We start from the raw sequence: 25,527 nt of genomic DNA, 5'->3' as shown, positions 1-25,527 counted from the left end.
TCACGCCTGCCTCAGACGGCAGACGTGGCCAGCAGGCTGTTGACGCGCCGCACATAGGCGGCCGGGTCTTCCAGCTGCCCGCCTTCGGCCAGCAGGGCCTGATCGAACAGGATGTGGGCCAGGTCGTCGAAGTGCTCGCTGGCTTCGAGCTTCTTGACCAGCGCGTGTTCAGGATTGACCTCGAGCACGGGGCGCACTTCCGGCGCGGTCTGCCCGGCCTGCTTGAGCAGACGCGCCAGGTGGGCACTCATGTCACCCTCTTCGGTGACGAGGCAGGCGGGCGAATCGACCAGGCGGGTGGTGACGCGCACGTCCTTGGCGCGCTCACCGAGTGCGGTCTTCAGGCGCTCCAGCAGGGGCTTGAGGCTCTCGGCCGCCTCTTCGGCCTTCTTCTTTTCTTCCTCGTCCTGCAGTTTGCCCAGGTCGATGGCGCCCTTGGTGACGTTCTGCATCGGCCTGCCGTCGAAGTCATAGAGGTGCGACAGCACCCACTCGTCGACGCGGTCGGTCAGCAGCAGCACCTCGATGCCCTTCTTCTTGAAGAGCTCGAGCTGCGGGCTGTTCTTGGCAGCGGCCAGCGAGTCGGCGGTGATCACGTAGATCGCGTCCTGGCCTTCCTTCATGCGGCCCACGTAGTCGGCCAGCGACACGTTCTCGTCGGCATGCGTGGAGGCAAAGCGCAGCAACTTGGCCAGGCGCTCCTTGTTGGTGAAATCCTCGCCCACGCCTTCCTTCAGCACGGCGCCGAACTCTTTCCAGAACGCGGCGTACTGGTCGCGCTTGGCCTGGTCCTCGTTGTTCGCCAGCTCCTCCAGCATCGACAGCACGCGCTTGGTGCAGCCCTCACGGATGGCCTTGACGTCGCGGCTTTCCTGCAGGATTTCGCGGCTGACGTTGAGCGGCAGGTCGGCCGAGTCGATCACGCCCTTCACGAAGCGCAGGTAGGACGGCAGCAGCGCTTCGGCGTCGTCCATGATGAAGACGCGCTTGACGTAGAGCTTCAGGCCGCCCTTGCGGTCGCGGTTCCACAGGTCATACGGCGCGTTCTTCGGCACAAACAGCAGCTGCGTGTATTCGCTGCGGCCTTCGACGCGGTTGTGCGTGTAGGCCAGCGGCGGCTCGCTGTCGTGGCTGATCTGTTTGTAGAAGTCGTGGTACTGCTCTTCCGTGATGTCGCTCTTGGAGCGCGTCCACAGGGCGGCGGCCTGGTTGACGGTGTCCCACGCGTCCTGCGTGACGTACTCGGACTTCTCGGCATCCCATTCTTCCTTCTGCATGAGGATGGGCAGCGAGATGTGGTCGGAGTACTTGTTGATGATGCCGCGCAGCTTCCATGCGGTCAGGAACTCGTCTTCGCCTTCGCGCAGGTGCAGGATGATGTCGGTGCCGCGGGTGGGCTTGGTGATGGCCTCGACCTCGAAGTCGCCGGTGCCTTCGCTGCTCCAGCGCACGCCCTCTTCGGCCTTCAGTCCGGCACGACGCGACTCGACGGTGATGCGGTCGGCCACGATGTAGCCACTGTAGAAGCCCACGCCGAACTGGCCGATGAGCTGGGCGTCCTTCTGCTGGTCACCCGAGAGGCGGCCCATGAACTCCTTGGTGCCCGACTTGGCGATGGTGCCGAGGTGGTCGATGGCCTCCTGCGCGCTCATGCCGATCCCGTTGTCACGGATGGTGAGCGTGCGGGCGGCCTTGTCGACCAGCACGCGCACTTCGAGGTTGGGAGCGTCTTCGTACAGGGCGCTGTTGTCCAGGGCCTCGAAGCGCAGCTTGTCGCACGCGTCCGATGCGTTGGAGATCAGCTCGCGCAGAAAGATCTCCTTGTTCGAGTACAGCGAGTGGGTGACCAGGTGCAGCAGCTGCTTGACCTCGGCCTGGAAGGAATGGGTGGTCTTGTCCATGGCTGTTCTTGTGCTTCGATCACTAGGGTGAAACATGGGCTGCCCACGAAGGCAAGCCCGACCGCCAGCTAAATGGGGCGCCCCGCGGCCATTTCAAGAGGCGCCCAGCACGTTGCCGCTCCTGGTCGATCAGGGCAGCAACACGGTGGACCCGACGGTGCCACGGCCCGCCAGGGCGCGGTGGGCCTCGGCGGCATCGGCCAGGGCAAAGCGCTGCCCGATCTCGACCGTGATGGCGCCTTGCTGCACGAGTCCGAACAGTTCATCGGCCATGGCCTGCAGGCGCTCCGGGGTGCTGGCGTAGGTGCCGAGCGTGGGTCGGGTCACATACAGCGAGCCCTTCTGCGCCAGGATGCCGAGGTTGACGCCTGTGACGGGCCCCGATGCGTTGCCAAAGCTGACGAGCAGGCCGCGCGGGGCGACGCAATCCAGCGAGGTGGCCCAGGTGGCCGCGCCCACGCCGTCGTAGACCACGGGGCACTTGCGACCTTCGGTCAGCGCGTGCACGCGGGCGACCACGTCTTCGCGGTCGTAGTCGATGCCGGCCCAGGCCCCGGCGGCCAGCGCGCGGGCCACCTTGTCCGGACCGCCCGCGGTGCCGATCAGGCGCACGCCCAATGCTCTGGCCCACTGACAGGCCAGCAGCCCGACGCCCCCGGCCGCAGCGTGAAAGAGCACCGTGTCGCCGGCCTGCAGCACATGGGTCTGGCGGAACAGGTACTGCACCGTGAGGCCCTTCAGCATGATGGCCGCAGCCTGCTCGAAGCCGATGCCGTCAGGCAGGCGCACCAGGTGGGCCACCGGCAGCACGTGGTGCTCGGCATAGGCGCCCAGGGGCCCGGTGCCGTAGGCGACGCGGTCGCCCGGCTGGAAGGTGGTCACGCCCGGTCCGACGGCCTCCACCACGCCGGCGCCTTCGGAGCCCAGGCCCGACGGCAGGCTGGCCACGGGATAGAGCCCGCTGCGCTGGTAGGTGTCGATGAAGTTGAGACCGATGGCGTGGTTGCGGACGCGGACCTCACCCTCGCCGGGCTCCGGCACAGGACGGGACACCAGAGAGAGGACTTCGGGGCCGCCCTGAGCGGTGAATTCGATGCGACGGGACATGGTGAGCAGACCTCCGGTGCAGCCGGCCGGGATGCCGGCGAGACGAAAAAGCGACGCCACTTGCGTGACGCAAAGATTTCAGTGTATAGTCTTGGTCTCGATGGCGCTTTAGCTCAGCCGGTTAGAGCGACGGAATCATAATCCGCAGGTCCGGGGTTCGAATCCCTGAAGCGCCACCAAATACCTTCAAGCGTGTGAACGTTCTTGAAAGCAGAAGCCACCCTCGCGGTGGCTTTTTGCTTTGCGCACCCTCCCCGGGTGCGCAAAAGGTCTCACTTGGCAGCGCTTCATGCGCCTTACGCGGGTCCTTACCCCTCCAATGGTGGGGTCATCCCCCGATATAGTGGTCATGACATGTGAGGACGGCCGCAGCGTGGCGTGGCTGAACCGAGCAGCGATTCGCCAGGGAACACCGCATGGACGTACGTCCGCCAAGCCACACTGCCATCGAACCGGAAAGCCAGCTCCGCGCCTACCGTGCGATGGTGGCCCATGCCAATGACGCGATGCTGCTGCTCGACAGCGAGCAGATCGTGGCGTGCAACCCCGCCGCAGAACGGCTGTTCGGCCGCCCGGTGGCCGAACTCGTGGGCATGAACCCGGCGGCACTGTCGCCGGCGCAGCAACCGGACGGACAGGCATCGGCCGTTGGTGTGCGCGACCACATCATGCGCGCCCGCGAAGGAGAGTCGCAGCGCTTTCTGTGGCTGCACCAGCGGCAGAACGGCGAGACCTTCACGGCCGAGGTGACGCTCAGCGCCGCGCTGCACGATGCGGCGTCGGACCGCCTTCAACTGGTGGCCGTCTTGCGGGACGTGACGGCTGCGCAGGCCGCCGCGCAGGCGCTCCAGGCGAGCGAGCAGCGCTTTCGCAAGCTGTTCGAACTGGCACCGATCCCGCTGGCGCTGACGACGGCAGACGGCAGCCTCGTCGACATCAACCGGCAGTGGACCCGCTTGCTGGGCTACACCGCAGCCGACCTGCACCACATCGACCAGTGGTGGTCGCTCGCCTACCCCGACCCGGCCTACCGTGCCCACGTGAAGGCACTGTGGACGAAGGGCTACCAGGACGTGCGTGAACAAGGGCGAGAACTGCACCCGGTGGAACTGCGCGTGCATGACAAGGCGGGCCGGGCTCACCATCTGGTGGTCGGCGGGGCGATGGTGGGCGAGCACATGCTCACGAGCTTCTACGACGTCACCGACCGGCGCAAGGCGCAGCAGGAACTGGAAGACCTGAACGCCAGCCTGGAAGCCCGCGTGCAAGCCCGCACGGCAGAACTGCAAGCGGCCTTCGAAGAACTGCGCCACACCCAGGACGAACTGGTGCGCAGGGAAAAACTGGCGAGCCTGGGCGCGCTGGTGGCCGGCATGGCGCACGAACTGAACACGCCGATCGGCAATGCGGTGATCGTGGCCAGCACGCTGTCGGACCTGCGCAGGCAGTTCGACGGCGAGGTGGCCCAAGGCCTGCGCCGCTCTGCACTGACCCGTTTCACGGCCGACGTCGCCGAGGCGGTGGACGTGATGGAGCGCAACCTGCGCCGCGCCGCCGAGCTGATCGCCGGATTCAGGCAGGTGGCCGTGGACCAGTCCAGTCACCAGCGACGCCCCTTCGAGCTGAGCGAGGTGGTCCACGAGCTGCAGCTGGCGCTGAGCCCCACCTTGCGACGCCGCGGGGTGCAATGGGTCGAGCAGGTGCCGGCGGGCCTGCAGATGGACAGCTACCCCGGCCCGCTGAGCCAGGTGCTGATGAACATCGTGAACAACGCGGTGATGCACGCCTTCGATCAGCAGGCCTCGCCCCGCATTGCGGTGCACGCCGAGCCAGTGTCCGACACCCACATCCAGATCACGCTGCACGACAACGGCTGCGGCATCGCCCCCGAGCACCAGCAGCGGGTGTTCGACCCCTTCTTCACGACCCGGCTGGGCCGTGGCGGCTCCGGTCTGGGCATGCACATCGTGTATTCGCTGGTGACGGGTCTGCTCGGCGGGCGCGTGCACCTCGACAGCACGCCCGGCCATGGCTGCACCCTGACCCTGACCCTGCCCCGCACGGCCCCTGCCGCCACGCCACTGCCCACATCATGAGCCTGCCCCCCACTTCCCCCGAACGCCCGCTGCCCGGTGGTGAGGCGGCCGACGCGGACGAGTTGCTGCCGCTGATTGAAGACGGCCCGGACACCGACGCCCCGGCCAGTACCGAAGCGGGCACGCCGTGGTCCGTGCTGGTGGTGGACGACGATGTGGACGTGCACCACGCCACCGAGATCGCCCTGCGCGGCCTGCTGATCGAGGGGCGACCGCTGACCCTGCTGCACGCCCACTCGCGCGCCGAGGCGCTGGCCCTGATCGAGCGCACCGAAGACCTGGCGGTGATGCTGCTCGACGTGGTGATGGAGTCGGACGACGCGGGGCTCACGCTGGTGCGGGAGGTTCGCACGCGCCTGCGACGCGAAGCGCTGCGCATCATCCTGCGCACCGGGCAGCCCGGTTATGCGCCGGAACTGGTCACCATCCGCGACTACGACATCAACGACTACCGGACCAAGTCGGAATTGACACGGGTGCGGCTGTTCACGAGCCTGACCACCGCGGTGCGCGCATACCGCCAGATGCGGGCACACGAGCAGACGCGGCGCGGTTTGGAGATGGTGGTGCGCGCCAGCACCGAGCTGAGCAAGCTGCATGGCATGCAGCTGTTTGCGCGCGGGGTGGTCAACCAGCTGTGCGCACTGCTCGGCATGCTGCCGGAGGGCCTGATCTGTGCGCAGGCCGGGCTGGAGAACGAGGACGACCCCGCCCGTGTCATCGCTGCGGCCGGCCAGTATGGCGAGCTGATCCAGCGCCCCCTGCACGAGCTGGGCCTGCCACGGGTGCAGGCCGCGCTGGAGCGTTGCCTGAACGAACGGCGCAGCCACTTCGAAGAGGGCATGACGCTCTACTTCGCCACCTCGGAAGGCCGGGGGCTGGCGGCCTACATCGACCACCAGGCCGACCTGCCGCCGCTGGACCGGCATCTGCTGGAGGTCTTCTGTTCGAGCATCTCGGCGGGCTTCGAGAACGTGCTGCTGTACGGCCAGCTGGCCGACCAGGCCTACCTCGACCCGCTGCTCCACATTCCCAACCTGAACCACTTCCTCAAGTGCCTGTCGGAGCTGTCGATGCCCGATGCCAAGCAGAACCTGGCGGTGGTCGACATCGACAGCTTCGCGTCGATCAACGACATGCTGGGCCACGGCTTTGGCGATGCCCTGCTGCGCACGGTGTCGAACCGGCTGACCAGCTCATTGGGTGAGCGATGCACCGTGGCGCGAGTGAGCGCCGATGTGTTTGGCGTGCTGGGCCCGAAGGAACTGGTCGACGCCGAGCCCTTGCAGCGGCACTTCGCCATGCCCTTCCTGGTGCAGGGGCAGACGGTGCGGCTCTCGGCCACCATGGGGCTGGTGCGGCTGGGGCAGCCGGCGGGCGCCGGGGCCGAGTTGCTGAACGACGCCCACCTGGCGCTCAAGCGTGCCAAGGGCCTGCAGCGTGGCACAGCGTGCTACTTCTCTGCAGAGATGGGGCAGGACGCACGCACGCGGATGCAGTTGCTCAACAGCCTGCGCGCCGCCACGGGCTCGAGCCAGCTGTTCACGGTCTACCAACCTAAGGTGTGCCTGCAGACGGGCCGCGCGCTCGGGCTGGAGGCCCTGCTGCGCTGGCGCAAGCCCGATGGGGAGCTGGTGCCGCCCGATCGCTTCATCCCGCTGGCCGAACAGGCCGGCCTGATGTCGGTGCTGGGCAGCTTTGTCCTGCACACCGCGTGCGCGCAGTTGCGGCGCCTGCACGAAGCAGGGTACCCGCATCTGACCATGGCCATCAACGTGTCGCAGGCCCAGTTGCGCGAGCCGGACTTCATCCCCCTGCTGGCCGACATGCTGAACGAAACGCGCGTGGCCCCCGCCTGCGTCGAGCTCGAGGTGACCGAGTCCATGGCGGCCGACGACCTGAACCTGATGCGGCAGCGGCTGGAGGAGATCCGGGCGCTGGGGCTGACCGCTGCCATCGACGACTTCGGCACCGGTTTTTCTTCGTTGAGCGTGCTGCGCCACCTGAGCGCAGACCGGTTGAAGATCGACCGGGCTTTCGTGGCCGAGATCGAGCAGGACAGCCGCATTGCCCGCATGGTCGTCAACCTGGGCCACAGCCTCTCGATGACGGTGGTGGCCGAAGGAGTCGAGACGCCTGCACAGCGCGAACTGCTGCTGCAACTGGGCTGCGAGGAGGGGCAAGGCTGGCTTTTTGCACGGCCGATGACCGAGCCCGATCTGTTGAACTGGCTGGCGGCACAACGGCCCTGATGGCACGCGCCGGGGCAGAGCCCGTTACAGTGCAGGCTGCGCTGTCTCGCCTCTCGCCATGTCTCCTGCCTCGCCGCCTTCCCTCCCCGGGCGCCTGCTGCGTCTGCTGACCGAAATCCTGTTCTTCGTGGCCGTGTGGTGGGCGGCCGATCGCCTGGTGCACGCACTGGGCTGGCCCCTGCCGGGCGGCGTCATCGGCCTGCTGGTGGTGACGGCGCTGTTGCTCACCGGGGTGATCGCGCCGCGCCGCATCGAAGCGGGTGCCCGCTGGCTGCTGGGCGAGATGCTGCTGTTCTTCGTGCCCCCGTTGATGGCGCTGATCCGTCACCCTGAACTGCTGAGCACCATGGGCCTGAAGCTGGCCCTGGCCATCGTGGTGGGCACCCTGTTCGTGATGGGCGGGGTGGGCCTGGTGGTGGCCCGTGTGATCCGGATGGAAGACCGCATGGGCATGCACGCGGTGGATCAGGAGGTGAGCCGATGAGCGCCGTCGACCTGTTCGGCGCGCCGGCCGTCGCCGCCGCCAGCCTGGTGCTGACCCTGGGCATCTACCACGCCGCGCGCCGCCTGTTCCAGCGCCATCCGCGCATCTGGCTGACGCCCATCATCGTGACACCGCTGGTGCTGCTGGTGCTGCTGCTGGGCAGTGGCACGCCCTACGAGGTGTATTACACCCACACGCGCTGGCTGACCTGGATGCTGGGGCCGGCCACGGTGGCCTTCGCCTACCCGATCCACCAGCAGCGCGGGTTGATCCGGCGTTACCCCATCACGCTCAGCATTGGCGTGCTGACCGGCGTGGTGCTGGGTGTGGGCAGCTCGTGGGTGCTGGCCTGGGCACTCGGCCTGCCTGACGAGGTGATGCGCAACATCCTGCCCCGCTCGGTGTCATCGCCTTTCGCGATGCCGGTCGCGATCATGCTCGGGGTGCAACCCGAGCTGGCCGTGATGTGCGTGCTCGTCACCGGCGTGTTCGGCATGGTCGTCGGCCACGGCTGGCTCACCTGGCTGAACGTGAGCCACCCGGTGGCCGTGGGCTCGGCCTTCGGGGCCGCCACGCACGGGGTCGGCACGGCCAAGGCCTGGCAGATCGGGCCCGAGCAAGGAGCCGTCTCGAGCCTGACGATGATCTTCTCGGGAATCGTGCTGGTGTTGATCGGGCCCTTGCTGGCCCGCGCGCTGGCCTGAGGGCTCAGCTTGCGGCGGCTGGGGGCTCGGCACCCAGCAGGGGCAGCGTCACGGTGAAGACCGCCCCGCCCTCGGGCGCGTTGGCGGCCGTGAGCCGGCCGCCGTGCTGCTCGATGGTGCCGAAACTGATCGACAGCCCGAGGCCTGTGCCCTTGCCCACCGGCTTGGTGGTGAAGAAGGGATCGAACAGCCGCCCCATGTGCTCGGGCGGGATGCCGGGCCCGTTGTCGCGCAGGGTGATGGTGGCCTCGCGTTCATTGTGCGCCAGCGTGATCCACAGCTCGGGCTGCGCGCTGCGCGCCGAGGCCGCGTCATAGGCGTTCTGGATCAGGTTCATCAGCACCTGCAGCAGTTGGCCGGCACTGGCACGCACCAGGCAACGGGGTTGTGGCGCCCAGTGGATGGTGAAGCCCGGTGCCGTGCCCTTGCGCACCCAGTGGATGGCCCGTTCGATGACGGCGTTGAGGTCGACCGGCTCGCGGTCTTCCCGGTCCATGACGGAGAAGCGCTTCAGGCCGTTGACGATGTCGGTGGTGCGCTGCGCGCCTTCGAGGGTGCCATCGATCAGCGATGGGAGGTCGGCCAGGGCGTGGTCGATGCGCAGACGCTGGCGCAGCTCGGCCAGCAGCGCAGGCGGCTCGCCAGCGTGCACGGCCTGCAGGTAGGTTGCCATGCGGTCGGTGTACTTCTTGAGCGCGTGCACATTGCCCAGCACGAAGCTGATCGGGTTGTTCAGCTCGTGCGCCACACCGGCCACCAGGCGTCCCAGCGACGCCATCTTCTCGGAATGCAGCAGCTGCTGCTGGGCCTGCTTGAGGGCCTCGTGGGCGCGTTGCAGCTCCTGGTAGGCGCGCTTGATCTCGCCCATCGGCCGCCCAACGAAGACGTAGCCCACCACGCGCGCGCTGGCGTTGCGGCGGGGGGTGCAGTTCAAGTCGACCGGCACGCTCTGGCCCTGCGCGTCTCGCAACTGGATCTCGAGCACTGCCCCCCCGCGTGAGGGGCGCCACGTTCCCAGCACCTCGCGCAGGCGCTGCACGCTGTCCTCATCGGCGAGCAAGTCCAGCGCGCTGCGGCCGCGCAGGCCAGCTTCGTCCTGGCCGACCAGCTCGCGCAGCGCGGCGTTGGTCTCTTCGATGCGCCCCTGGCTGTCGCAGGCCACCAGCACGTCGCTCATGGACGAGAGCAGACTCAGGATGAACTGCTGCGACTGCTCGAGCTGGGCGTTCTTCTCCTCCAGCGCGATCTCGTCACGCACCAGCTGCTGGTAGACCTCGTCCATCTTGTGGATGACGTCCAGCCACGCCGTTTCATCCAGGCCATCGGGCGCGACGGTGAGATCAGGCAGCACCGGCAAGTTCGGAGGCGTCGAGGACAGGCTCATGGTGTGATCCTTTCCTCAATGCACGGTGCAGACCATGCACGGGTCGAACGAGCGCACCACGTGCTGCACGGCCACCGGCGTGGTCTCACCGGGCTGCACGGGCACACCGACGAGCGCCTGCTCCAGCGGGCCGGGTGTGCCGTCGGCATCGCGCGGCGAGAAGTTCCACGAGGTGGGCGCGACGATCTGGTAGTTGGCAATGCGGCCGTGTTCGATGCGCAGCCAGTGGCCCAGCGCGCCACGCGCCGCTTCGGTGAGGCCCGTGGCGCGCGCCGTGTCGGGCAGCGGGGTGGGCTGGTGCCACGGCTCGCCGGGCCGCACGGCACGCAGCCAGTCTTCCATCAGGGGCACGACGCGGGCCAGCTCGAGCAGGCGGGCCAGTACCCGCGTGAACACGTTGGTGCCGGTGCGCGCCACGGCATCGCGGATCAGCGGGTGACCATCGTTGAGCTGCCGGGCCACCGCGCCGGTTTCGGCGACGCGACCTGCCAGACGGGGCGCCTTGTTCCAGGTGTAGGCAGCCGGCTTGTCGGCATCGGGCAGGGTCTGGCCATCATGCGGGTGCAGGGGACGGTCGCCGTCCAGCCAGGCGTGCGTCGCGTCTTCGGTGATCTGCGCCAATTCCACGGGCAGGCTCAGGCCCTGAGCCGCATCCCAGACCCCGCCTCGCATCGCGGGCTGGCCATCGGGCTGCACATAGGCGCCGTAGGACAGGCAAGGGCCGTCACCCCGGCCCAGATCACCCAAGGCCAGGTCGGACGCGATGGTGAGGAACAGGCGCAGGTCGCCGTGATCGGGTGCGGCCTGCTGCCACCAGGCCATGAGTGCGGCCTCGCTGTCGAGGGACGCAATGGCCTCCAGCGGCGCGGCGAACAGCGTCTGCTCCAGAAAGGCCCGAAACTCGCGCACCTTGCCCAGCAGGCGCAGCCGCTCGGCCAGGTCGATGGCCCTTGCGCTGCCCCCGGGCAGCACCGACTGCGTGTGCGGCCACTTGCCCCCCAGTGTGCCGAGGATGGTGAACCAGCGCTGGCGCGCCGCCGTGGCCTGGCGGGCATGGTGGCCCTGCAGCGGCGCAAAGCGCGCATGGGCCTCGGCAAACCACGGCCGGTCGGCGTACACCGGACGGGTGAAGTCCGGCATGAAGAACAGGTAGAAGTGCGTGAGGTGGTCGGCCAGGTTCTCGGTGGCGAGCATCAGGTTGAGCGCGTGGCGGCCGTTGGCGGGCATGCCCTCGGGCGTCAGGCCGGCCGCATCGCGCAGGGCGTAGGCCGCAGCCACCGACTGCGACACCGAGCAGATGCCGCAGATGCGCGGCACGTAGACCAGAGCGTCATGCGGGTCCTTGCCCTGCAGCATCTGCTCGAATCCGCGGTACATGGTCGCATTCACGTGGGCGGCGTGCACGCGGCCGTCGGCCACATCCAGGCGCACTTCCAGATCCCCTTCGACGCGGTTGAAAGGGCCGACCAGCAGGCGGGTGGTGCTCATGGGCTGGCCCTCACTTCAACCGCGTGCGCCGGATGGCAGGCGGCACCACGACGTGGTCGGCCGTGGCGTTGTGCTTGACGCGCTTGGGCGTGGCCGACTTCGACAGCGAGGCCAGCGCCACATACCAGGCCTTGGGCATGTCGGTGGGCAGGCCGATGGGGATGCCGGCGATCTTCGGCGTGGCGTGGAAGGCGTGGCCCGGGGCCTGGAAGCCGGGCTCGGTGCAGCTGATGCAGGCGTAGCCGCCGCGGGTGCACGAGCCCTCGCCGTTCCACAGCCGGGTGTTGCAGTCGGCATGCGCCTGCGTGCCCTTGCAGCCCATGTGCTCCATCATGCAGCCCAAGTCGGAAGGCTGCTCGGCACTGGCCTTGAACTCGTAATACTCGTTGCGGGTGCAACCGTGGTGCACCAGCTGATCGGCATAGAAGCGAGGGCGGCCGAGCGCATCCAGGTCGGCCGGGGTGAGGGCATCGGCGGCCAGCGCCATCAGGGTGTCCAGCACCCAACCAGGGTGGGTGGGGCAGCCGGCGATGTTGATGACGGGCCACTCGGCCCTTGTCCCAGGTCTGCCCGGGGTGCGGAAGGACTCGCCCAGCAGACCGCCGGGGTGCTCGTCTTCGTGCTGCAGGCCACAGGCTTCGGTGGGGTTGTCGCCCCCGGCCGTGATGCCGCCCCAGGCTGCGCAGCTGCCCACGGCCGCAACGAGGTGGGCCTTGGCCGACAGGCGCTGCACCCAGTCGATCATCGGCAGGCCGGTGCCGGCGAGCATGTGAAAGCGGCCGGTGCCGTTCGGGCCGCGCAGCAAGGCCCCCTCGATGCACAGCACATCGAGGCGCAGGCGATCGGCCAGCACGTCTTCCATCAGAGTGATGACGTCGACGCCCGTCTCCAGGCTGAGCGACGGGTGCCACAGCAGGCGGATGCCCGCATCGCGCCAGGTGCCGGGCAGATCGGGCGTGTCGGCGCACAGCAGCGACATGCTGCAGCCACCGCAACCGCCCGACTGCAGCCACAGCACATTCAGGGGCTCACCGGGCGAGCGAGCCAGCGATCCGGATGGCAGCGCGTTCATTTGGGCTCCAGGCCAAAGCGTTGCAGCTTGGCGCGCAGGCCGACACGTGAAAGACCCAGCTCGCGCGCGGCGTGGGTCTTGTTCCAGCGCAGGCGCAACATGGTCTCGCGCAACACGGCCGCCTCGATGCGATCGAGCCGCTCCTGCAGCGTGCCGCTTTGGGGGATGTCTAGGTGCAGCCCGCCTTCTGGCCGGGTCTGCGACACCTCCGACCCCGCGCCCTGCAGCACCTTGCGCGAAAACGCGTGGGCATCGATCAGGCCCGCCCCATCAGGCGCCGCGAGCGGGTCGGACAGGGCCACGGCGCGCGTGACCTCGTTGTTCAGCTCGCGGATGTTGCCGGGCCACGGATAGGCCTGCAGCACCGCCAGCGCATCAGCCGTGAAACGCAGCGCGCCGCGCCCCAGGCTGCGCGCCACCTCGTCGAGCAGGCGCTGCGCGATCAGGGCCACATCGCCACCCCGCTCGCGCAGCGGCGGCATGGTGACCGTGACGTTGGCTAGGCGGTAATACAGGTCTTCACGGAAGCGGCCACTGCGCACATCGGCTTCGAGGTCGCGGTGCGTGGCGGCGATCACGCGGACGTCCACCGCCACCGGCTTGGGCGCGCCCACCGGCCGCACCTCGCCTTCCTGCAGCACACGCAGCAGCTTGACCTGAAACGCGGGCGAGGTCTCGCCGATCTCATCGAGGAAGATGGTCCCCTTGTCGGCGCGCTGGAACAGGCCGATGTGGTCGTCGTAGGCGCCGGTGAAGGCGCCACGCTTGTGGCCGTACAGCTCCGATTCGATCAACGTGTCGGGGATGGCCGCACAGTTCTCCACCACGAAGGGGCCGGCCGCGCGGCCGCTCGCGTAGTGGATGGCGCGGGCCAGCAACTCCTTGCCGGTGCCCGACTCGCCGTGCACCAGCACGCTGAGGTCGTAGCGGGCCACCTTGGCGGCCATGCGGCACACCTCTTCCACCGGGCTGCCGGGCGAGCACTCGATGCGCCCGAAATCGAAGGTGTCCTTGGCGCGGGCCAGTTGCTCGGTGGCGCGCTGGCGCAGCACGCCCGTGCCGGCGCGCAGGTCGATCTCCATGCGGTGCAGCGCGCCTTGCAGGCTGCGGCTTTCCGCGGCCTGGCGCACCGTGTCCAGCAGGTGATCGGGCACCCAGGGCTTGAGGATGTACTGGTAGATGCCGGCTTCGTTGATGCCGGTGATGATGTCTTCGCTGTCGGTGTAGCCCGAGATGACGATGCGGACCGTGTCCGGCCAGCGCGCGCGCACCTCTTTCAGGAAGGCGACGCCCGTCTGCCCGGGCATGCGCTGGTCGCACAGGATGACGGCCACCGGGTACTGCTCCAGCAGCGCACGGGCCTGCTCGGCATCGCCCGCGGTGAGGATGCGAAAGTCCTCTTCCAGCGTGCGACGCATGGCCTCCTGGGACCGGACCTCGTCGTCAACCAGCAGGACGGTGGGCAGGTCGATGGCATTCATGCCGGCAGCTTAACAAATGCGAGGCAGCTGCTCGCCGGTGAGCCAGTCCACCACGCGACGGCCGCCGAAGCGCGTGCGCATCTGCACGAAATGGTGGGGGTCTTCGGTGACCGTGCCGATGCGGGCGGCCCCGGCGCCCAGCGGGTGGGCGCGCATGGCGGCCAGGAGCGCGTCTGCCTGCTCGGGGGCGCAGATGGCGACGAGCTTGCCTTCGTTGGCCACGTACAGCGGATCCAGGCCGAGCAGCTCACACGCGGCCTCGACCTGCGGCAGGACGGGGATGGCCGCCTCGTCCAGGTCCATCCCGACGCCGCTCTGGCGGGCGATCTCGTTGAGCGTGGTGGCCAGGCCACCGCGCGTGGGGTCGCGCAGCACGTGCAGACCCTGGGGCACCGCCTGCAGCATCGCGGCCACCAGTGTGTGCAGCGCGGCCGTATCCGAGACGATCTCGGTTTCGAAGGTCAGCGACTCGCGCTTGGAAAGGACCGCCACGCCATGCTCACCCAGCGTGCCGGACACGAGGATGGCATCGCCCGGCTTCGCGGCCGCGCCATCGATGCGCACGCCCGCCGGCACCACGCCCACGCCGGTGGTGGTGATGAAGACGCCATCGCCCTTGCCCTGCTCGACCACCTTGGTGTCGCCGGTGACGATGGGCACGCCGGCCTCGCGGCTGGCCGCGGCCATGGACTCGACCAGCGCCTTCAGCTCGGACAGCGGAAAGCCCTCTTCGATGATGAAGCTGGCGGCCAGGTACAGCGGACGGGCGCCGGCCATGGCCACGTCGTTGACGGTGCCGTGCACACACAGGCAACCCAGGTCTCCACCGGGAAAGAACAACGGGGACACCACATGGCCATCGGTGGCCATGACGAGGCGGCCGCCCTGGGCCAGCTCGGGCGGCGCGTCGAACGCGGCCTGGTCGTTGCCCTGACGCAGCCACGGGTTGTCGAAGGCCTTGAGAAAGAGCTCGTCGATCAGCTGGGCCGCTGCACGCCCGCCCGCACCATGGCTCATGTCGATGCGGCCGTGCTTGAGGTCGAGCGGGCGGATGTAGTCGGGGCGAACGGGCATGGGATCAATCGGTGAGCGGGGGCAAATCAACGAGGCGGGGTCAGGCCGCACGGGCCTGGGGAGCGGCCGGCACGATGGGGATGTCGCGGAAGCGGCCGTAGCTGTAGTGCGCCGCGCACGCCCCTTCGCTGGACACCATGCACGAGCCCACCGGGTTGTCGGGCGTGCAGACGTTGCCGAACAGCTTGCAGTCGGTCGGGCGCTTGACGCCGCGCAGGATGGCGCCGCACTCGCAGGCCTTGTGGTCGGGCACGGGTTGGTAGTGCAGATCGAAGCGACGCTCGGCGTCGAACGCGGCGTAACGCTCGCGCAGCTTCAACGCGCTATGCGGCACCACACCCAGGCCGCGCCACTCAAAGCTGTCGCGCACCTCGAAGACCTCGTCCATCACCTTCTGCGCCGCCACATTGCCCTTGGGCGTGACTGCACGGGTGAACTCGTTTTCCACCTCGGCGCGGCCTTCGTTGACCTGGCGCACCAGCATCAGGATGGCCTGCATCACATCGAGCGGCTCGAAGCCGGCAATCACCACCGGCTTGTGCCAGCCCTCGGCAAACGGCACATACGGATCGGAGCCGATGACGATGCTGACGTGGGCTGGGCCGATGAAGCCGTCGAGCTCGACCTTGCCATGCTGCTCGGCATCGGGCGCCGCGAGGATGTGCGTGACGGCGGCTGGCGTCAGCACGTGGCAGCACAGCACGCTGAAGTTCTTGACGCCGAGGCGCTCGGCCTGTTGCACCACCAGCGCGGTGGGCGGCGTGGTGGTTTCGAAGCCGATGGCAAAGAACACCACCTCGCGGTCAGGATGGGCCTGCGCCGTCTTCAGCGCATCGGCCGCGGAATACACCATGCGGATGTCGCCACCGCGGGCCTTGGCCTTGATCAGCGACAGGCCGTCAGACGCCGGCACCCGCATCGTGTCACCGTAGGTGCAGACGATGGCGCCGCGCTCGAGCGCCAGGCGGATGGCCAGGTCGATGCGGCCGATGGGCAGCACGCACACCGGGCAGCCCGGGCCGTGAATCATCTGCACCTGGGGCGGCAGCAGCTCGGTCACGCCGTAGCGGGACAGTGCGTGCGTGTGGCCGCCACAGAACTCCATGAAGCGGTAGACGCGGTCGGGGTGCGCCTCGGCGTGGATGCGTTCACCCAGCTGGCGCGCGATGGCCCCGTCGCGGAATTCGTCGATGTACTTCATGTGGCGGCGCCTCCGGTGGTCAGTGCCGCTTCGGCGGCCTGCGCGGCATCGAGCTCGGCAAACAGCGCGAGCGTCTTCTCGGCCTCGTCCCGGTCCAGCAGGCCGATGGCGTGACCCACGTGCACGATCACGTAGTCACCGATTTCAGCTTCGGGCACGAGGGCGAGCGAGACCGCCTTGCGCACGCCGCCCAGGTTCACGATCGCCTCGTCGCCGTCGCGTTTCTCGACGACTTGGGCAGGCAGGGCTAGGCACATCAGCGGGCTCCTTCGGGGGACAGGACGGGAACGGGTGGGGTCGGGCAGCGCGGATCGGCCACGGGCGACGGAACAGGCAGCGGGTCGATCTGGCCGGACGCGAGGTCGGACAGGCTCGACAGATGAGCCACCGCCCAGGCCTGTCCCATGGCCAGGCCCGCGTCGCCGCAGGACACGGCCTCGGCCTGCAGCACGCGCAGCGTGGGCAAGCCGGCCTGCTCGGCGTGGTGCGCCAGGCCTTCACGCAGGCGGGCCACCAGCAAGCGGTTGTAGAAACAGCCACCGCCCAGCACCACGGTGCGCACGCCATGGCGTTGGGCGGCCTGCACGGCCCAGCGGGCCAGGCCATCGGCCAGGGTCACGTGAAAGCGCGCAGCCCCTTCACCGCGCAGCGCGGCATCCGGCTCGCCACGCCGGTCAGCCGGATCGGTGTCGGTCAGGGCCCACAGGCGCGTCATCAGGGGCAGCAGGTCGAGCGTGCCGTCATCGCGAACGGGCGCATCGTCGGCTTCGGCCTGCATCGGGTGCTCGGCCAGCCAGGCGGTGGCGGCCTGCTCCAGCGCGATCGCCGCCTGCGCCTCGAAGACCTGGCGGGCGCCCAGGCCGAGCGCGCCCGCAGCCGCATCGAACCAGCGCCCTGCCCCCGTCGTCAGCGGGCTGTTGAGCCGCTTCGACAGCATGGCCGACAGCAGTCGCGTGGCCGATTCGCCGTGGTGGGCGCCCAGGCGCTCGGGGATCTCGTCGGTGCGGCCCAGCGCGTGCAGCGTCGCGGCGGCCATGCGCCAAGGCTCGCGCGCGGCCACATCGCCGCCCGGCAGGCACAGGGGCGACAGGTGGCCCAGGCGCGACCAGCGCGCCCCGTCCACCCACAGCAGTTCGCCACCCCACGCCACCCCGTCGGTGCCCAGGCCCACGCCATCGAGGGCCAGGCCCAGCACCGGCTCGCCCAGGCCGTGCTCGGCCTGCAGCGCGGCAATGTGGGCATGGTGGTGCTGCACGCCGATGGCCGGCACGCCCAGCTGCTGAGCCCAGCGCTGCGCGAGGCGTGTGCTGAAGAAATCGGGGTGCAGATCGTGCACGATCGCGTCAACCGGGCCCTCGGCCAGCAGCGCCTCGATCGAGGCCTCCAGCGCCATGCACTGGGCCGGCTCCGCCAGGTCACCATGCAGCGGCGACCAGCGCACCGTGTCACCCTCCAGGCGGCACGCGGTGTTCTTGAGCCACGCGCCCACCGCGAGGATGCGGCGCGGGGCCGGCTGCGGCACCGACTGGGTGTGCAGGGCAACAGGAGACGACATCGCGTTCACAGCGTGGGCTCGACGTGCATCAGCCAGCTGACCCAGCGGTCCATGCCCGCGCCGGTGGTGGCCGACACCTCGATCACCTCGATGGCCGGGTTGACGCGGCGGGCGTTCTCGATGCAGCGGGCCACGTCGAAGCTCAGGTAGGGCAAGAGGTCGACCTTGTTGACCAGCATCAGGCGGGCCGCGGCAAACATGTCCGGGTACTTCAGCGGCTTGTCCTCGCCTTCCGTCACCGACAGGATGGCGACCTTGGCCGCTTCGCCCAGGTCCCACATGGCCGGGCAGACGAGGTTGCCGACGTTCTCGATGAACAGCAGCTTCTCGGCGTGGTGGTGATGGTGGTGGTGATCTCCATGGTCATGGTGATGCGCGTGCCCGTGGGCCGCCACCGCCCCATGCAAGGGCAGGCGCTCGAAGGCCTCGGCCACCATGGGTGCATCGAGGTGGCAGCCCTTGCCGGTGTTGACCTGGATGGCCGGCGCGCCGGTCGCACGGATGCGGTCGGCATCGACGCTGGTCTGCTGGTCGCCTTCGATCACGGCCACGGGCAGGCCCGGATGGCTGCGCTTGAGCGCCTCGATGGTGGCGCACAGCAGCGTGGTCTTGCCCGAACCCGGGCTGGACACGAGGTTGAGCGCGGTGACGCCGTGCGCGAAGAAATGCGCGCGGTTGCGCTGCGCGACGCGGCGGTTCTCACCGAGCACATCGGTTTCGATCTGGATGGCGCGCGCCTGGCTCATGCCCGGCACGCTGACCCGGGCCGCGCCGGCGCCGTAGTGCAGGTCGCCCGTGGCCGCATCGACCTGAGGGGTGCCCACCGCCTCGTGGGCGTGGTGGGCATGGCCGTGCTCGTGCGGATGCGGGTGGGTGTGAGGATGAACGTGGTCATGACCATGATCGTGGTCATGCGCGTGGGCGTGGGCCCCTTCAAGCTTGGCAGCATCGCCGCCAGAACATCCACAGACGACACACATGGTGGACTCCAATCGAATTCAGGGTTGGGTGGCGGGCTCGTCGTCCACCAGCAGGTCGACAACGCGCAGCTCGGTGCCGCCCGTGGGCTGCAGGCGCGCGCCGCCACATTCGGGGCAAGGATCCAGCCGGCTCAGGATGGGCACGGACTGGTTGCAGCCCAGGCACCAGGCCTGGGCCGGCGGTTCATCGATCTCGATGCGGGCCTCGGCCAGGCAGGTGCCAGGCACGATGGATTCAAGCGCAAAGCGCAACGCACGCACCTCGACGCCCGACAAGGCGCCCGCTTCCAGGCGCAGCACCTGCACGCGACGGAAACGCTCGCGCGCCGCGGCGTCTTCCACGAGCTGGACGATGCCGCCCGCCAGACTCAGTTCGTGCATGGGGACTCCTCAGGGCCCTGTAACGGACCGGGTTGCACAGTCTGCACCAAAGGCGCCGTCGCGGGGAAGTCGGCCGCAGGGCAGACGCTGCCATCCGGTGACATGACCGCAAACGGCACGCAAGGGTCATACGCGGCCGACACCGTGGGCAGCAGCGCCAGACGGGTGCGGTCACACAGGGCCGGGTCATGCAGCAGCAGGCTGGCCACCGGTCCCTGCGGGTGAAAGTTCCACTCGGTGGGGGCCACCACCTGGCAGGCGCGCACGGTGGCCCGCGGCCCCTCCCCGTCCAGCGCCACCCAGTGCAACAGCGTGCCCCGGGCCATTTCGACCCAGGCGACGCCCGCGTGATCTCCGAGCGAGACCGCACCGGACTGCAGGACATGCCGGCCCGCCGGCCCCGCGACAAACGCAGACAGGCCGGGAGACACAGGCAGGGCCGGCTCATCGGGCAAGGCCAGGCGCGCCAGGTCGGCGAGCCGCGCGCCCATGCGCCACCACAGCGTGCGCGACTCGGGCAGGCGATCGGTCTCGTGCGTGCGGCACCACGGCCCGGTTTCCACGGGCACCCCGTCCCACGCCGGCACGCGGGCGTGGCCGGGCTGGCTGGCCAGGCGCTGCACCAGCCCGCGCAAGGCCTCTCCCTCGGTCACCACCAGAGCACGCAGGGGATGGCGCACGGCCTGGGCCGCGGCACGCACGTCGCGCAACAGGCGTGCAGGCAAGGTGTCAGTGCGATGGCACCAGTCGGCCAGCGCCGCCTCGCCATCGCGCAGCCAGTGCAGCAGCCACACTGTCAGCGGCTCGCCGAACACATGGGTTTCGAGCCAGGCCCGCGTGGGCGCCAGCACGGCCTCCGGCTCGGCCGCCAGACGCGACAGCGGTCCCTGCAGCGCCGGGCAGCTGTGCAGCGACTGCAGGCGGTCCACAGGGATCGAGGCCTCGCCCCGCAGCACGCGCGGCCAGTCCAGCCACAAGCGGCGCAGGTGCTCGCGCAGCGTTTCGAGCTGCAGCGCGGCGGCGTCCCGGCCCGACAAGGCCGCGGCCTCGCCCTGGGCCGCACGCACGGCCAGGGCCGAGGTGATCTGGTGCGCATGCCCGCACAGGGAGAACAGCGCCGACACCAGCGTCGGCAAGGCCGAGGCCGGCTTGCCCCGCGTGAGCGCGTTCACCAGCTCCGGCCGCTCGTTGCTCAGGCGGGGTGCAGGCGCGTCGAGGTGCAGCACGACGCGGCCCGTCAGCCGATCGACCTCGCTCATCATGGGTGCCGTCATCGACGTCATCGCGATGACTCCGTGGAAGGCGGGCTGCTGCGGCCCGACCGACCGAAGAGGAAACCCCGTCGCGCCGCCACGCGAGCGGCTTCGTCGGGCACCTCCCGCAGCGCCTGCAGCACGGCGGTGGCGGTGGCCACGGCAGCGGCATGGTCGGCAAACTGGAACATCGGCGAAATCAGCGAACACGCTTCGAAGGCGCCGATGGCGGGCTCGAACGCCCCCAGAAAAGGCATGGCCTCGCCAGCCAGCGTGCGAACGCGCGTCTGCCCCACCGGCAGCGGTGTGGCCTCCGCCGCGTCGGCCCGCCAGACGAGGTTCATGAACCACGGCGTGACGAGCACGCCCAACGCGCCAGCTTCGATGGCTCGGGACTCGTCGGCTGCCCCGCCCACCCGCACCGACCGCGCATGAAAGCCCACAGCCTGCACGCACAGGCGCGGATGCACCACCGGCAGACCCGCCATGCGGGTGCGGGCGATCTGCGCGAAGGTGGCCTCCAGCTGCCGCACCCATTCAGCCTGGGCGGGCGACAGCGTCGGGGGCGATGCCACGGCGGCGTGCATGGTCAGGCCGCGTCCTCGCCCAGGACCATGAACTGGTCGGCGGCCCCATCGCACTGCGGGCAGCGCCAGTGGGCCGGCAAGGCCGTGAACGGCGTACCGGGCTCGATCTGCCACACCGGATCGCCCTCGGCCGGGTCGTACACCCACCAGCAGATCTTGCATTCCAGGCGGGCACCGTCCGGCAACCGGGCACGGTCGCCCAGGTAGCTGCCTTCGAAACGCGGCTGACCCAGGTCGCTCATGTCAGGCCCCTTCCACCCAGGCCAGCATGTCGGCCAGGCGCTCGTGCGAGTCTTCCAGGTCTTCACGGGCCGCGCAGGCCACTTCCGGCAGGTCCGTCACCTCGACCGTGTCGAGGATCAGCGCGTCCTGCGAGTTGAAATAGCTCACGCGCCAGGTCAGCGGCACCTCGGTGTGCACGATGCGGCAGTTGCCATAGCCGCGCGACAGGATCTGGATCGGGCCCTGACCCAGCGTCTGGTCGATCACGGCCACATCCTGCGGGCTCAATGGCAACAGCGTCAGGTTGACCACATGGGCCGCCACGCCGGGCTTCCACAGATGGATGTGGTCTTCCAGTTCGGTCAGGATGGCGGGTGCATTCATCACCCCGGCCGGCCAGGCCGACGTGTCGTCCGGTTGCAGTCGCACGCGGCGCGCGCCACCGGCCTGAACCCGGGCAGCGGCCGATTCCAGTACGCCTTGGGGAATGCGTCCCACCTCGATGCGGTCGCTGCGCACCACGCGCGCCTCGCTGCCCCGCTGCGTCACCTGGTGCAGCACGCGCCACACGCCGGCGAACACCGCCTCCTGCACCACCAGCTCGCCGTCGGCCAGGCTCACGCGCACGCTGACCTCGCCCTCGCCCAGCACCTGGTTGATCAGGCGGCGTTCGGCATCGTTCAGGTGCATCAGGTCGACCGGGTCGGCGGGCAGCCCGTGGCGGGCGCGGTCCAGGCATGCCAGCGCCAGGCGCAGTGCCTCGTGGGCTCCCGTCAGGCTGGCGATCTCCTCGCGTTCGGGCAGGGCCGGCGCCTGGTAGGTGGACATGCCGCTGGGCATGACCATGTAGTCCAGCGTGTCTTCTTCGATCTGGCTGCCGGGGCCCATGGGCAGATCGGCCACGACGGGAATGGGAAAAGGCTTCATGCGGGCTCCGTGTCAGTGGCAGGAAGAGGCGGCGCCGGCCGCCTGGATGGCGATCGGGGCGTGGGTGGTGGGGCTGGCCAGCGCGTTGCGCACCAGCGCCAGGAAATCGGTCCAGTCGTGCATGCCGGACACGGTGGTGACATAGCGGCCATCGCGCACGAACACCAGCGAGGGCCGGCGCTGGGCGCCATAACGCTGGCCGATCGCGTCTTCGTCTGCCGGCGTGGCAAGGCCGATGCGGAACGGCCGGCACGATTCGGTGCGCAGCTCGGGCAGCACCACGGCCACGTCCAGGCCTTCCGGGAAGCGCACGGCATCGCCAGCAATCAGGATCACGGCATCGCCTGCCGCCGCGGTCAGCCAGGCCGGGAGCGTGGCCAGATCGACCCAGTGCGCACCATGCTCGCGCACCAGGCGCTGCATCAACGGGTGAGCCTGCGCAGGGGCGTCGGCAAAGATCGGGGTCGACGAGGTGTTCTCAGCCATGGTGGGCTCCGTGAGGGATGGATGCTGGCTCACCATCTGAGCCAGTGGAGGAAAGGGATTGACCGGACAAGGCCGCCACCTGGGCCGCGCTCATGGCAGAAGGCAGCGCAAAGCCCGGGTCACCGAAGGGATCGATGCCGGCGTCAGGGCTCAACGCCCCTTCGATCAGATCGAGGGCGGCGTTGACCTCGGCCGCACGCTCGTCATCCAAACGCTCGCGGGCGCCTTCAAGAAAGATCAGCAACCACTCGCCGACCACCGGCTCACCGATCAGAGCCGTGTTGACGCGACGGCGCTCGCCGCGCCCCTCCACCCAGGCGTGGCCGGGCTCGATGGCGCACACGCGCATGGGCACACCGATGCACATGTCAGTGGCCCTCCAACGAGGTGCCTGGCACCAGGAAACGGTCGTCACCCACGCGACAGGCGGCATCGGCCGGCGGCCGGCCGGCCTCGTACGCGGCCATCGCCAGCGTGTCGATCGTGACCGCGTCCTGCGCGCCCAGGGGCCGGGTGCGCTGCGTCACGGCGACGCCCCAGCCGCGCAGCGTGTCCACGCCTTGCTGCAGCGCGTCCTCCATCGCGGCCTTGACCGTGTCGGTCAGGCTGCCGCCGTAGTCCTCGATCTGCTCGGGCTGGCAACCGATCAGGCGCACATGCTTCGGGAAGCGCTCGGTCAGCTGCGCCAGCATCAGCACCTCCTGAAAGCCGGTCTGGTGCAGGCTCATCTTCTTGGCACCCATGAAACGCGGCACCTCGTCGTCGTCCACGATCTTCAGCGTGCCGGGCTCCAGGCCGTAGTCCACCGCGTCGAAGATCAGCAGGTGGGTGGCGGACTGCACATACTGGATCAGGTACAGCCCCTGCGTGCCGCCGTCCACCAGCTCCACATCGGGCGGCAGTTCGAAGCGCTGCTGAAAGGCCTCGACGCAGCGCACGCCAAAGCCTTCGTCGGCCCACAGCAGGTTGCCGATGCCCAGCACGATGACCGTGTCCTTGCCACCAGGGGCGTGACAGGCCGGATCGGACGAGGTGGGGCGGGGATCGGTGTCGGTCATGTCGAAAATTGGGGGAGAAGAAGGGGCGCTCAGTGCGCCGAGGAGCGGGCCAGAGCGCGAGTCAGGTCTGCCGCGGAGGGCGTGCCGTCCGTCGACACCGCGCGCCAGGCCTTCCAGGCCTGGAAGCTGTCCCAGCGCGACTGCAGGGCCATCCAGAAACCGGCATCGAGCCCGAAGGCCATGGCGCAACGCAGCGCGGTGTCCGGCGTGAGGCTGCGGCGGCCCACGACGATCTCATTGAGTCGGCGGCGGGACACACCCAGCAGCCGGGCGGCCTGCCCCTGCGTCAGGCCGAGTGGTTTGAGGAACTGCCGCTCGAGAAAGCGGCCCGGATGCACCGGTGCACGATGCGGCACCCCCACCGGCTGCCGCCACGGCTGGGCCGCCGTCTGCAGACGTTGCTTCAACTGGGCGTGCAGGGTGGGCAGCATCGGGGCGTCCTTCGCGGCTCAGTCCTTGAAGGTGCGGAAGCCCGAGATCATCGTGCTGATGATGCTCTGGCGGCCCATGATGTCCTCGCGCACGGCGGCGTACACGTGCAGCACGACGAAGATGATCATCAGCCACATGCCGAAGTGGTGCCAGGTGTGCACGTCCTGCGACTGGCCGAACAGCGGAATCACCCAGCCAAAGGCCGCGTGGGCCCACGAGCCGGCTCCCGTGCCTTCGCCATACAGCGCGAAGCCGGTCACACACATGAACACCGCGTTGAGCAGGAAGAGCAGGAACATCATCAGCCGGGCCATGGGGTTGTGGCCCACATAGCGTCCCGGCGAGGGGATCAGGAAGGCGTACCACTTGAGCATGGTGACGACTTCCTTCCAGTAGGCCCAGCTCGATACCGGGATGGTGAACAGCTCGCGCGCATGGTGGTTGCCCACGATGGCCCAGTAGGCCCGCCCCAGCAGCCCCACGGCCAGCACGTAGCCCGACGCGAAGTGGGCAAAACGGATGTAGCCCATCACGTAGCTGTTGCTGGCTTCGCCGGGCATGGTGGGCAGCGGTGCACCGATGAAGTAACCGGTCACCGCCAGCACGAAGATGGCGGCTGCATTGACCCAGTGCCACAGGCGCACCGGCGCCTCGTACACGTAGACCGAGGTCGTGTGCTGACCAGCACGCACTTCGCGTTCGTCAACGCCGGTCGCGTGGGCCAGATCCTGTGCGGACGTGGATGAGGCGTTCATGCGGGTCTCCTCTTTGTCTTTCGGTGGATCAGGCAATGAGCCAGGGATCAGACCCGGGCGAGCATCAGCAGGCCGGCGGCGCCGAACAGGCTGCCGGCGGCACGCCATGTCCACAGCTGCGCGCGACGCATCGCCGTGCCCACGCCCAGACCCGCCACATGCAGCACCAGCGTGCTGAGCACAAAGCCGCCCACGTAGGCCAGCGCGCTGGCGCCCACCGGCAGCTCGGCACCGTGGGCCAGGCCGTGGAACACCGCTGAGGCGGCCACCAGCGACAGGCCGGCCACGGCCGACCACTGGCGCACACCGGCCAGCAGCACGCCGAACAGCACGACGCTGGTGGCGATCAGGGCCTCGGTGCCGGCCACGCGCAGGCCCGCCAGGCCCGCAGCCGCACCGGCCAGCAGCGCCAGCACGAACACGGCCGGGCCCATCAGCGCACGGCGTGCCGGGAGCGCGGCGGCCGACCACATGCCCACGGCCACCATGGCCAGCAGGTGATCCAGCCCCAGCGGGTGGGCCAGGCCTTCGGTCAGGCCATGGGCACCGTGGCCCGGGTGGGCCTGGGCCACACCGGCGGCCAGCAGCATCGACAGCGGAATCAGGCCGCGACGGGCCCGCAGGAAGAAGGAAGCGTTCATGGGGTG

The 25,527-nt window shown here is 69.2% G+C and carries 26 protein-coding genes and 1 tRNA gene; 5 read left to right on the top strand and 22 right to left on the bottom strand.

Annotation, left to right across the window (positions count from 1 at the left end; genetic code table 11):
- Window positions 1-11: 11 nt before the first annotated feature.
- Both htpG and DEH84_RS03115 read right to left on the bottom strand, forming a co-directional pair.
- Window positions 12-1,901 carry a molecular chaperone HtpG gene (htpG, locus tag DEH84_RS03120; protein WP_109034687.1) on the bottom strand — a complete coding sequence of 630 codons (1,890 nt, stop codon included), beginning with the start codon at window positions 1,899-1,901 and terminating at the stop codon, window positions 12-14.
- A gap of 129 nt (window positions 1,902-2,030) precedes the next feature.
- A complete protein-coding gene (locus DEH84_RS03115) occupies window positions 2,031-3,008 on the bottom strand; it encodes a quinone oxidoreductase family protein (RefSeq protein ID WP_109038183.1) in 978 nt (325 codons plus the stop codon).
- 102 nt (window positions 3,009-3,110) lie between these two features.
- Here DEH84_RS03115 and DEH84_RS03110 point away from each other — a divergent pair.
- The 5 genes from DEH84_RS03110 to DEH84_RS03090 all read left to right on the top strand — a co-directional run bounded on the left by DEH84_RS03110 (window position 3,111) and on the right by DEH84_RS03090 (window position 8,544).
- A tRNA-Met gene (locus DEH84_RS03110) sits at window positions 3,111-3,187 on the top strand.
- Between the two features lie 237 nt (window positions 3,188-3,424).
- Window positions 3,425-5,104, top strand: coding sequence for a PAS domain-containing sensor histidine kinase (locus tag DEH84_RS03105; protein WP_109034685.1), 1,680 nt, complete (start codon window positions 3,425-3,427; stop codon window positions 5,102-5,104).
- Window positions 5,101-7,356 (top strand): putative bifunctional diguanylate cyclase/phosphodiesterase, encoded by a 2,256-nt coding sequence (locus DEH84_RS03100; RefSeq protein ID WP_109034683.1) that lies wholly within the window; start codon window positions 5,101-5,103, stop codon window positions 7,354-7,356. The genes DEH84_RS03105 and DEH84_RS03100 overlap by 4 nt, the downstream gene beginning before the upstream one ends.
- A gap of 58 nt (window positions 7,357-7,414) precedes the next feature.
- Complete coding sequence (locus tag DEH84_RS03095) at window positions 7,415-7,840, top strand: CidA/LrgA family protein (protein WP_109034681.1); 426 nt, start codon at window positions 7,415-7,417, stop codon at window positions 7,838-7,840.
- Window positions 7,837-8,544: an LrgB family protein gene (locus tag DEH84_RS03090; RefSeq protein ID WP_109034679.1), complete on the top strand. Its 708-nt coding sequence runs from the start codon at window positions 7,837-7,839 to the stop codon at window positions 8,542-8,544. Before DEH84_RS03095 ends, DEH84_RS03090 begins: the two co-directional genes overlap by 4 nt.
- 4 nt (window positions 8,545-8,548) lie before the next feature.
- Here the strand turns inward: DEH84_RS03090 and DEH84_RS03085 are convergent, their stop codons facing one another.
- From DEH84_RS03085 to DEH84_RS02990, 20 genes are read right to left on the bottom strand one after another with little or no spacing between them, the layout of a single operon-like run.
- A complete protein-coding gene (locus DEH84_RS03085; protein WP_109034677.1) occupies window positions 8,549-9,928 on the bottom strand; it encodes a sensor histidine kinase in 1,380 nt (459 codons plus the stop codon).
- A 15-nt stretch (window positions 9,929-9,943) separates the two neighbouring features.
- Entirely contained in the window at window positions 9,944-11,416 is a 1,473-nt protein-coding gene (locus tag DEH84_RS03080) for a nickel-dependent hydrogenase large subunit (protein WP_109034674.1), read from the bottom strand.
- A gap of 10 nt (window positions 11,417-11,426) precedes the next feature.
- Window positions 11,427-12,488, bottom strand: a complete 1,062-nt coding sequence (locus DEH84_RS03075) for an NADH-quinone oxidoreductase subunit B family protein (protein WP_179950608.1) — start codon at window positions 12,486-12,488, stop codon at window positions 11,427-11,429.
- A complete protein-coding gene (locus tag DEH84_RS03070) occupies window positions 12,485-13,969 on the bottom strand; it encodes a sigma-54-dependent transcriptional regulator (RefSeq protein WP_109034673.1) in 1,485 nt (494 codons plus the stop codon). Before DEH84_RS03070 ends, DEH84_RS03075 begins: the two co-directional genes overlap by 4 nt.
- 9 nt (window positions 13,970-13,978) lie before the next feature.
- The gene (gene hypE / locus DEH84_RS03065; protein WP_109034671.1) at window positions 13,979-15,043 is read right to left on the bottom strand and encodes a hydrogenase expression/formation protein HypE; all 1,065 of its coding nucleotides are present in this window, start codon (window positions 15,041-15,043) and stop codon (window positions 13,979-13,981) included.
- Window positions 15,044-15,083: 40 nt separating this feature from the next.
- Complete coding sequence (gene hypD, locus DEH84_RS03060) at window positions 15,084-16,244, bottom strand: hydrogenase formation protein HypD (protein WP_109034669.1); 1,161 nt, start codon at window positions 16,242-16,244, stop codon at window positions 15,084-15,086.
- A complete protein-coding gene (locus DEH84_RS03055; RefSeq protein WP_109034667.1) occupies window positions 16,241-16,501 on the bottom strand; it encodes a HypC/HybG/HupF family hydrogenase formation chaperone in 261 nt (86 codons plus the stop codon). Before DEH84_RS03055 ends, hypD begins: the two co-directional genes overlap by 4 nt.
- Entirely contained in the window at window positions 16,501-17,799 is a 1,299-nt protein-coding gene (locus DEH84_RS03050) for a Kae1-like domain-containing protein (RefSeq protein WP_159098823.1), read from the bottom strand. The genes DEH84_RS03055 and DEH84_RS03050 overlap by 1 nt, the downstream gene beginning before the upstream one ends.
- A gap of 5 nt (window positions 17,800-17,804) precedes the next feature.
- Window positions 17,805-18,779: a hydrogenase nickel incorporation protein HypB gene (hypB, locus tag DEH84_RS03045; RefSeq protein WP_109034665.1), complete on the bottom strand. Its 975-nt coding sequence runs from the start codon at window positions 18,777-18,779 to the stop codon at window positions 17,805-17,807.
- A gap of 18 nt (window positions 18,780-18,797) precedes the next feature.
- The gene (locus DEH84_RS03040) at window positions 18,798-19,160 is read right to left on the bottom strand and encodes a hydrogenase maturation nickel metallochaperone HypA/HybF (RefSeq protein ID WP_109034663.1); all 363 of its coding nucleotides are present in this window, start codon (window positions 19,158-19,160) and stop codon (window positions 18,798-18,800) included.
- Entirely contained in the window at window positions 19,148-20,443 is a 1,296-nt protein-coding gene (locus tag DEH84_RS03035; RefSeq protein WP_109034661.1) for a nickel-dependent hydrogenase large subunit, read from the bottom strand. The genes DEH84_RS03040 and DEH84_RS03035 overlap by 13 nt, the downstream gene beginning before the upstream one ends.
- Window positions 20,440-21,000 (bottom strand): [NiFe]-hydrogenase assembly chaperone HybE, encoded by a 561-nt coding sequence (gene hybE / locus DEH84_RS03030; protein ID WP_109034660.1) that lies wholly within the window; start codon window positions 20,998-21,000, stop codon window positions 20,440-20,442. Before hybE ends, DEH84_RS03035 begins: the two co-directional genes overlap by 4 nt.
- A gap of 2 nt (window positions 21,001-21,002) precedes the next feature.
- Complete coding sequence (locus DEH84_RS03025) at window positions 21,003-21,242, bottom strand: rubredoxin (protein ID WP_179950607.1); 240 nt, start codon at window positions 21,240-21,242, stop codon at window positions 21,003-21,005.
- Between the two features lies 1 nt (window position 21,243).
- Window positions 21,244-22,149 (bottom strand): hydrogenase expression/formation protein, encoded by a 906-nt coding sequence (locus DEH84_RS03020; RefSeq protein ID WP_109034658.1) that lies wholly within the window; start codon window positions 22,147-22,149, stop codon window positions 21,244-21,246.
- Between the two features lie 12 nt (window positions 22,150-22,161).
- The gene (locus DEH84_RS03015) at window positions 22,162-22,635 is read right to left on the bottom strand and encodes a thioredoxin domain-containing protein (protein WP_109034656.1); all 474 of its coding nucleotides are present in this window, start codon (window positions 22,633-22,635) and stop codon (window positions 22,162-22,164) included.
- Complete coding sequence (locus tag DEH84_RS03010) at window positions 22,628-23,002, bottom strand: HypC/HybG/HupF family hydrogenase formation chaperone (protein WP_109034654.1); 375 nt, start codon at window positions 23,000-23,002, stop codon at window positions 22,628-22,630. The genes DEH84_RS03015 and DEH84_RS03010 overlap by 8 nt, the downstream gene beginning before the upstream one ends.
- A 1-nt stretch (window position 23,003) precedes the next feature.
- The gene (locus DEH84_RS03005; protein ID WP_109034652.1) at window positions 23,004-23,693 is read right to left on the bottom strand and encodes a HyaD/HybD family hydrogenase maturation endopeptidase; all 690 of its coding nucleotides are present in this window, start codon (window positions 23,691-23,693) and stop codon (window positions 23,004-23,006) included.
- Between the two features lie 29 nt (window positions 23,694-23,722).
- Window positions 23,723-24,124 carry a HigA family addiction module antitoxin gene (locus DEH84_RS03000; RefSeq protein ID WP_109034650.1) on the bottom strand — a complete coding sequence of 134 codons (402 nt, stop codon included), beginning with the start codon at window positions 24,122-24,124 and terminating at the stop codon, window positions 23,723-23,725.
- 18 nt (window positions 24,125-24,142) lie between these two features.
- Window positions 24,143-24,880, bottom strand: a complete 738-nt coding sequence (gene cybH, locus DEH84_RS02995) for a Ni/Fe-hydrogenase, b-type cytochrome subunit (protein WP_109034648.1) — start codon at window positions 24,878-24,880, stop codon at window positions 24,143-24,145.
- A 47-nt stretch (window positions 24,881-24,927) separates the two neighbouring features.
- Window positions 24,928-25,521, bottom strand: coding sequence for a HupE/UreJ family protein (locus tag DEH84_RS02990; protein WP_109034646.1), 594 nt, complete (start codon window positions 25,519-25,521; stop codon window positions 24,928-24,930).
- Window positions 25,522-25,527: the final 6 nt, after the last annotated feature.

Origin of the sequence: Aquabacterium olei (assembly GCF_003100395.1) — a bacterium.
Classification (GTDB): domain Bacteria; phylum Pseudomonadota; class Gammaproteobacteria; order Burkholderiales; family Burkholderiaceae_C; genus Aquabacterium; species Aquabacterium olei.
Note: the sequence above shows the minus strand (reverse complement) of the source record. Positions and strands in the feature narration are given on the sequence as shown.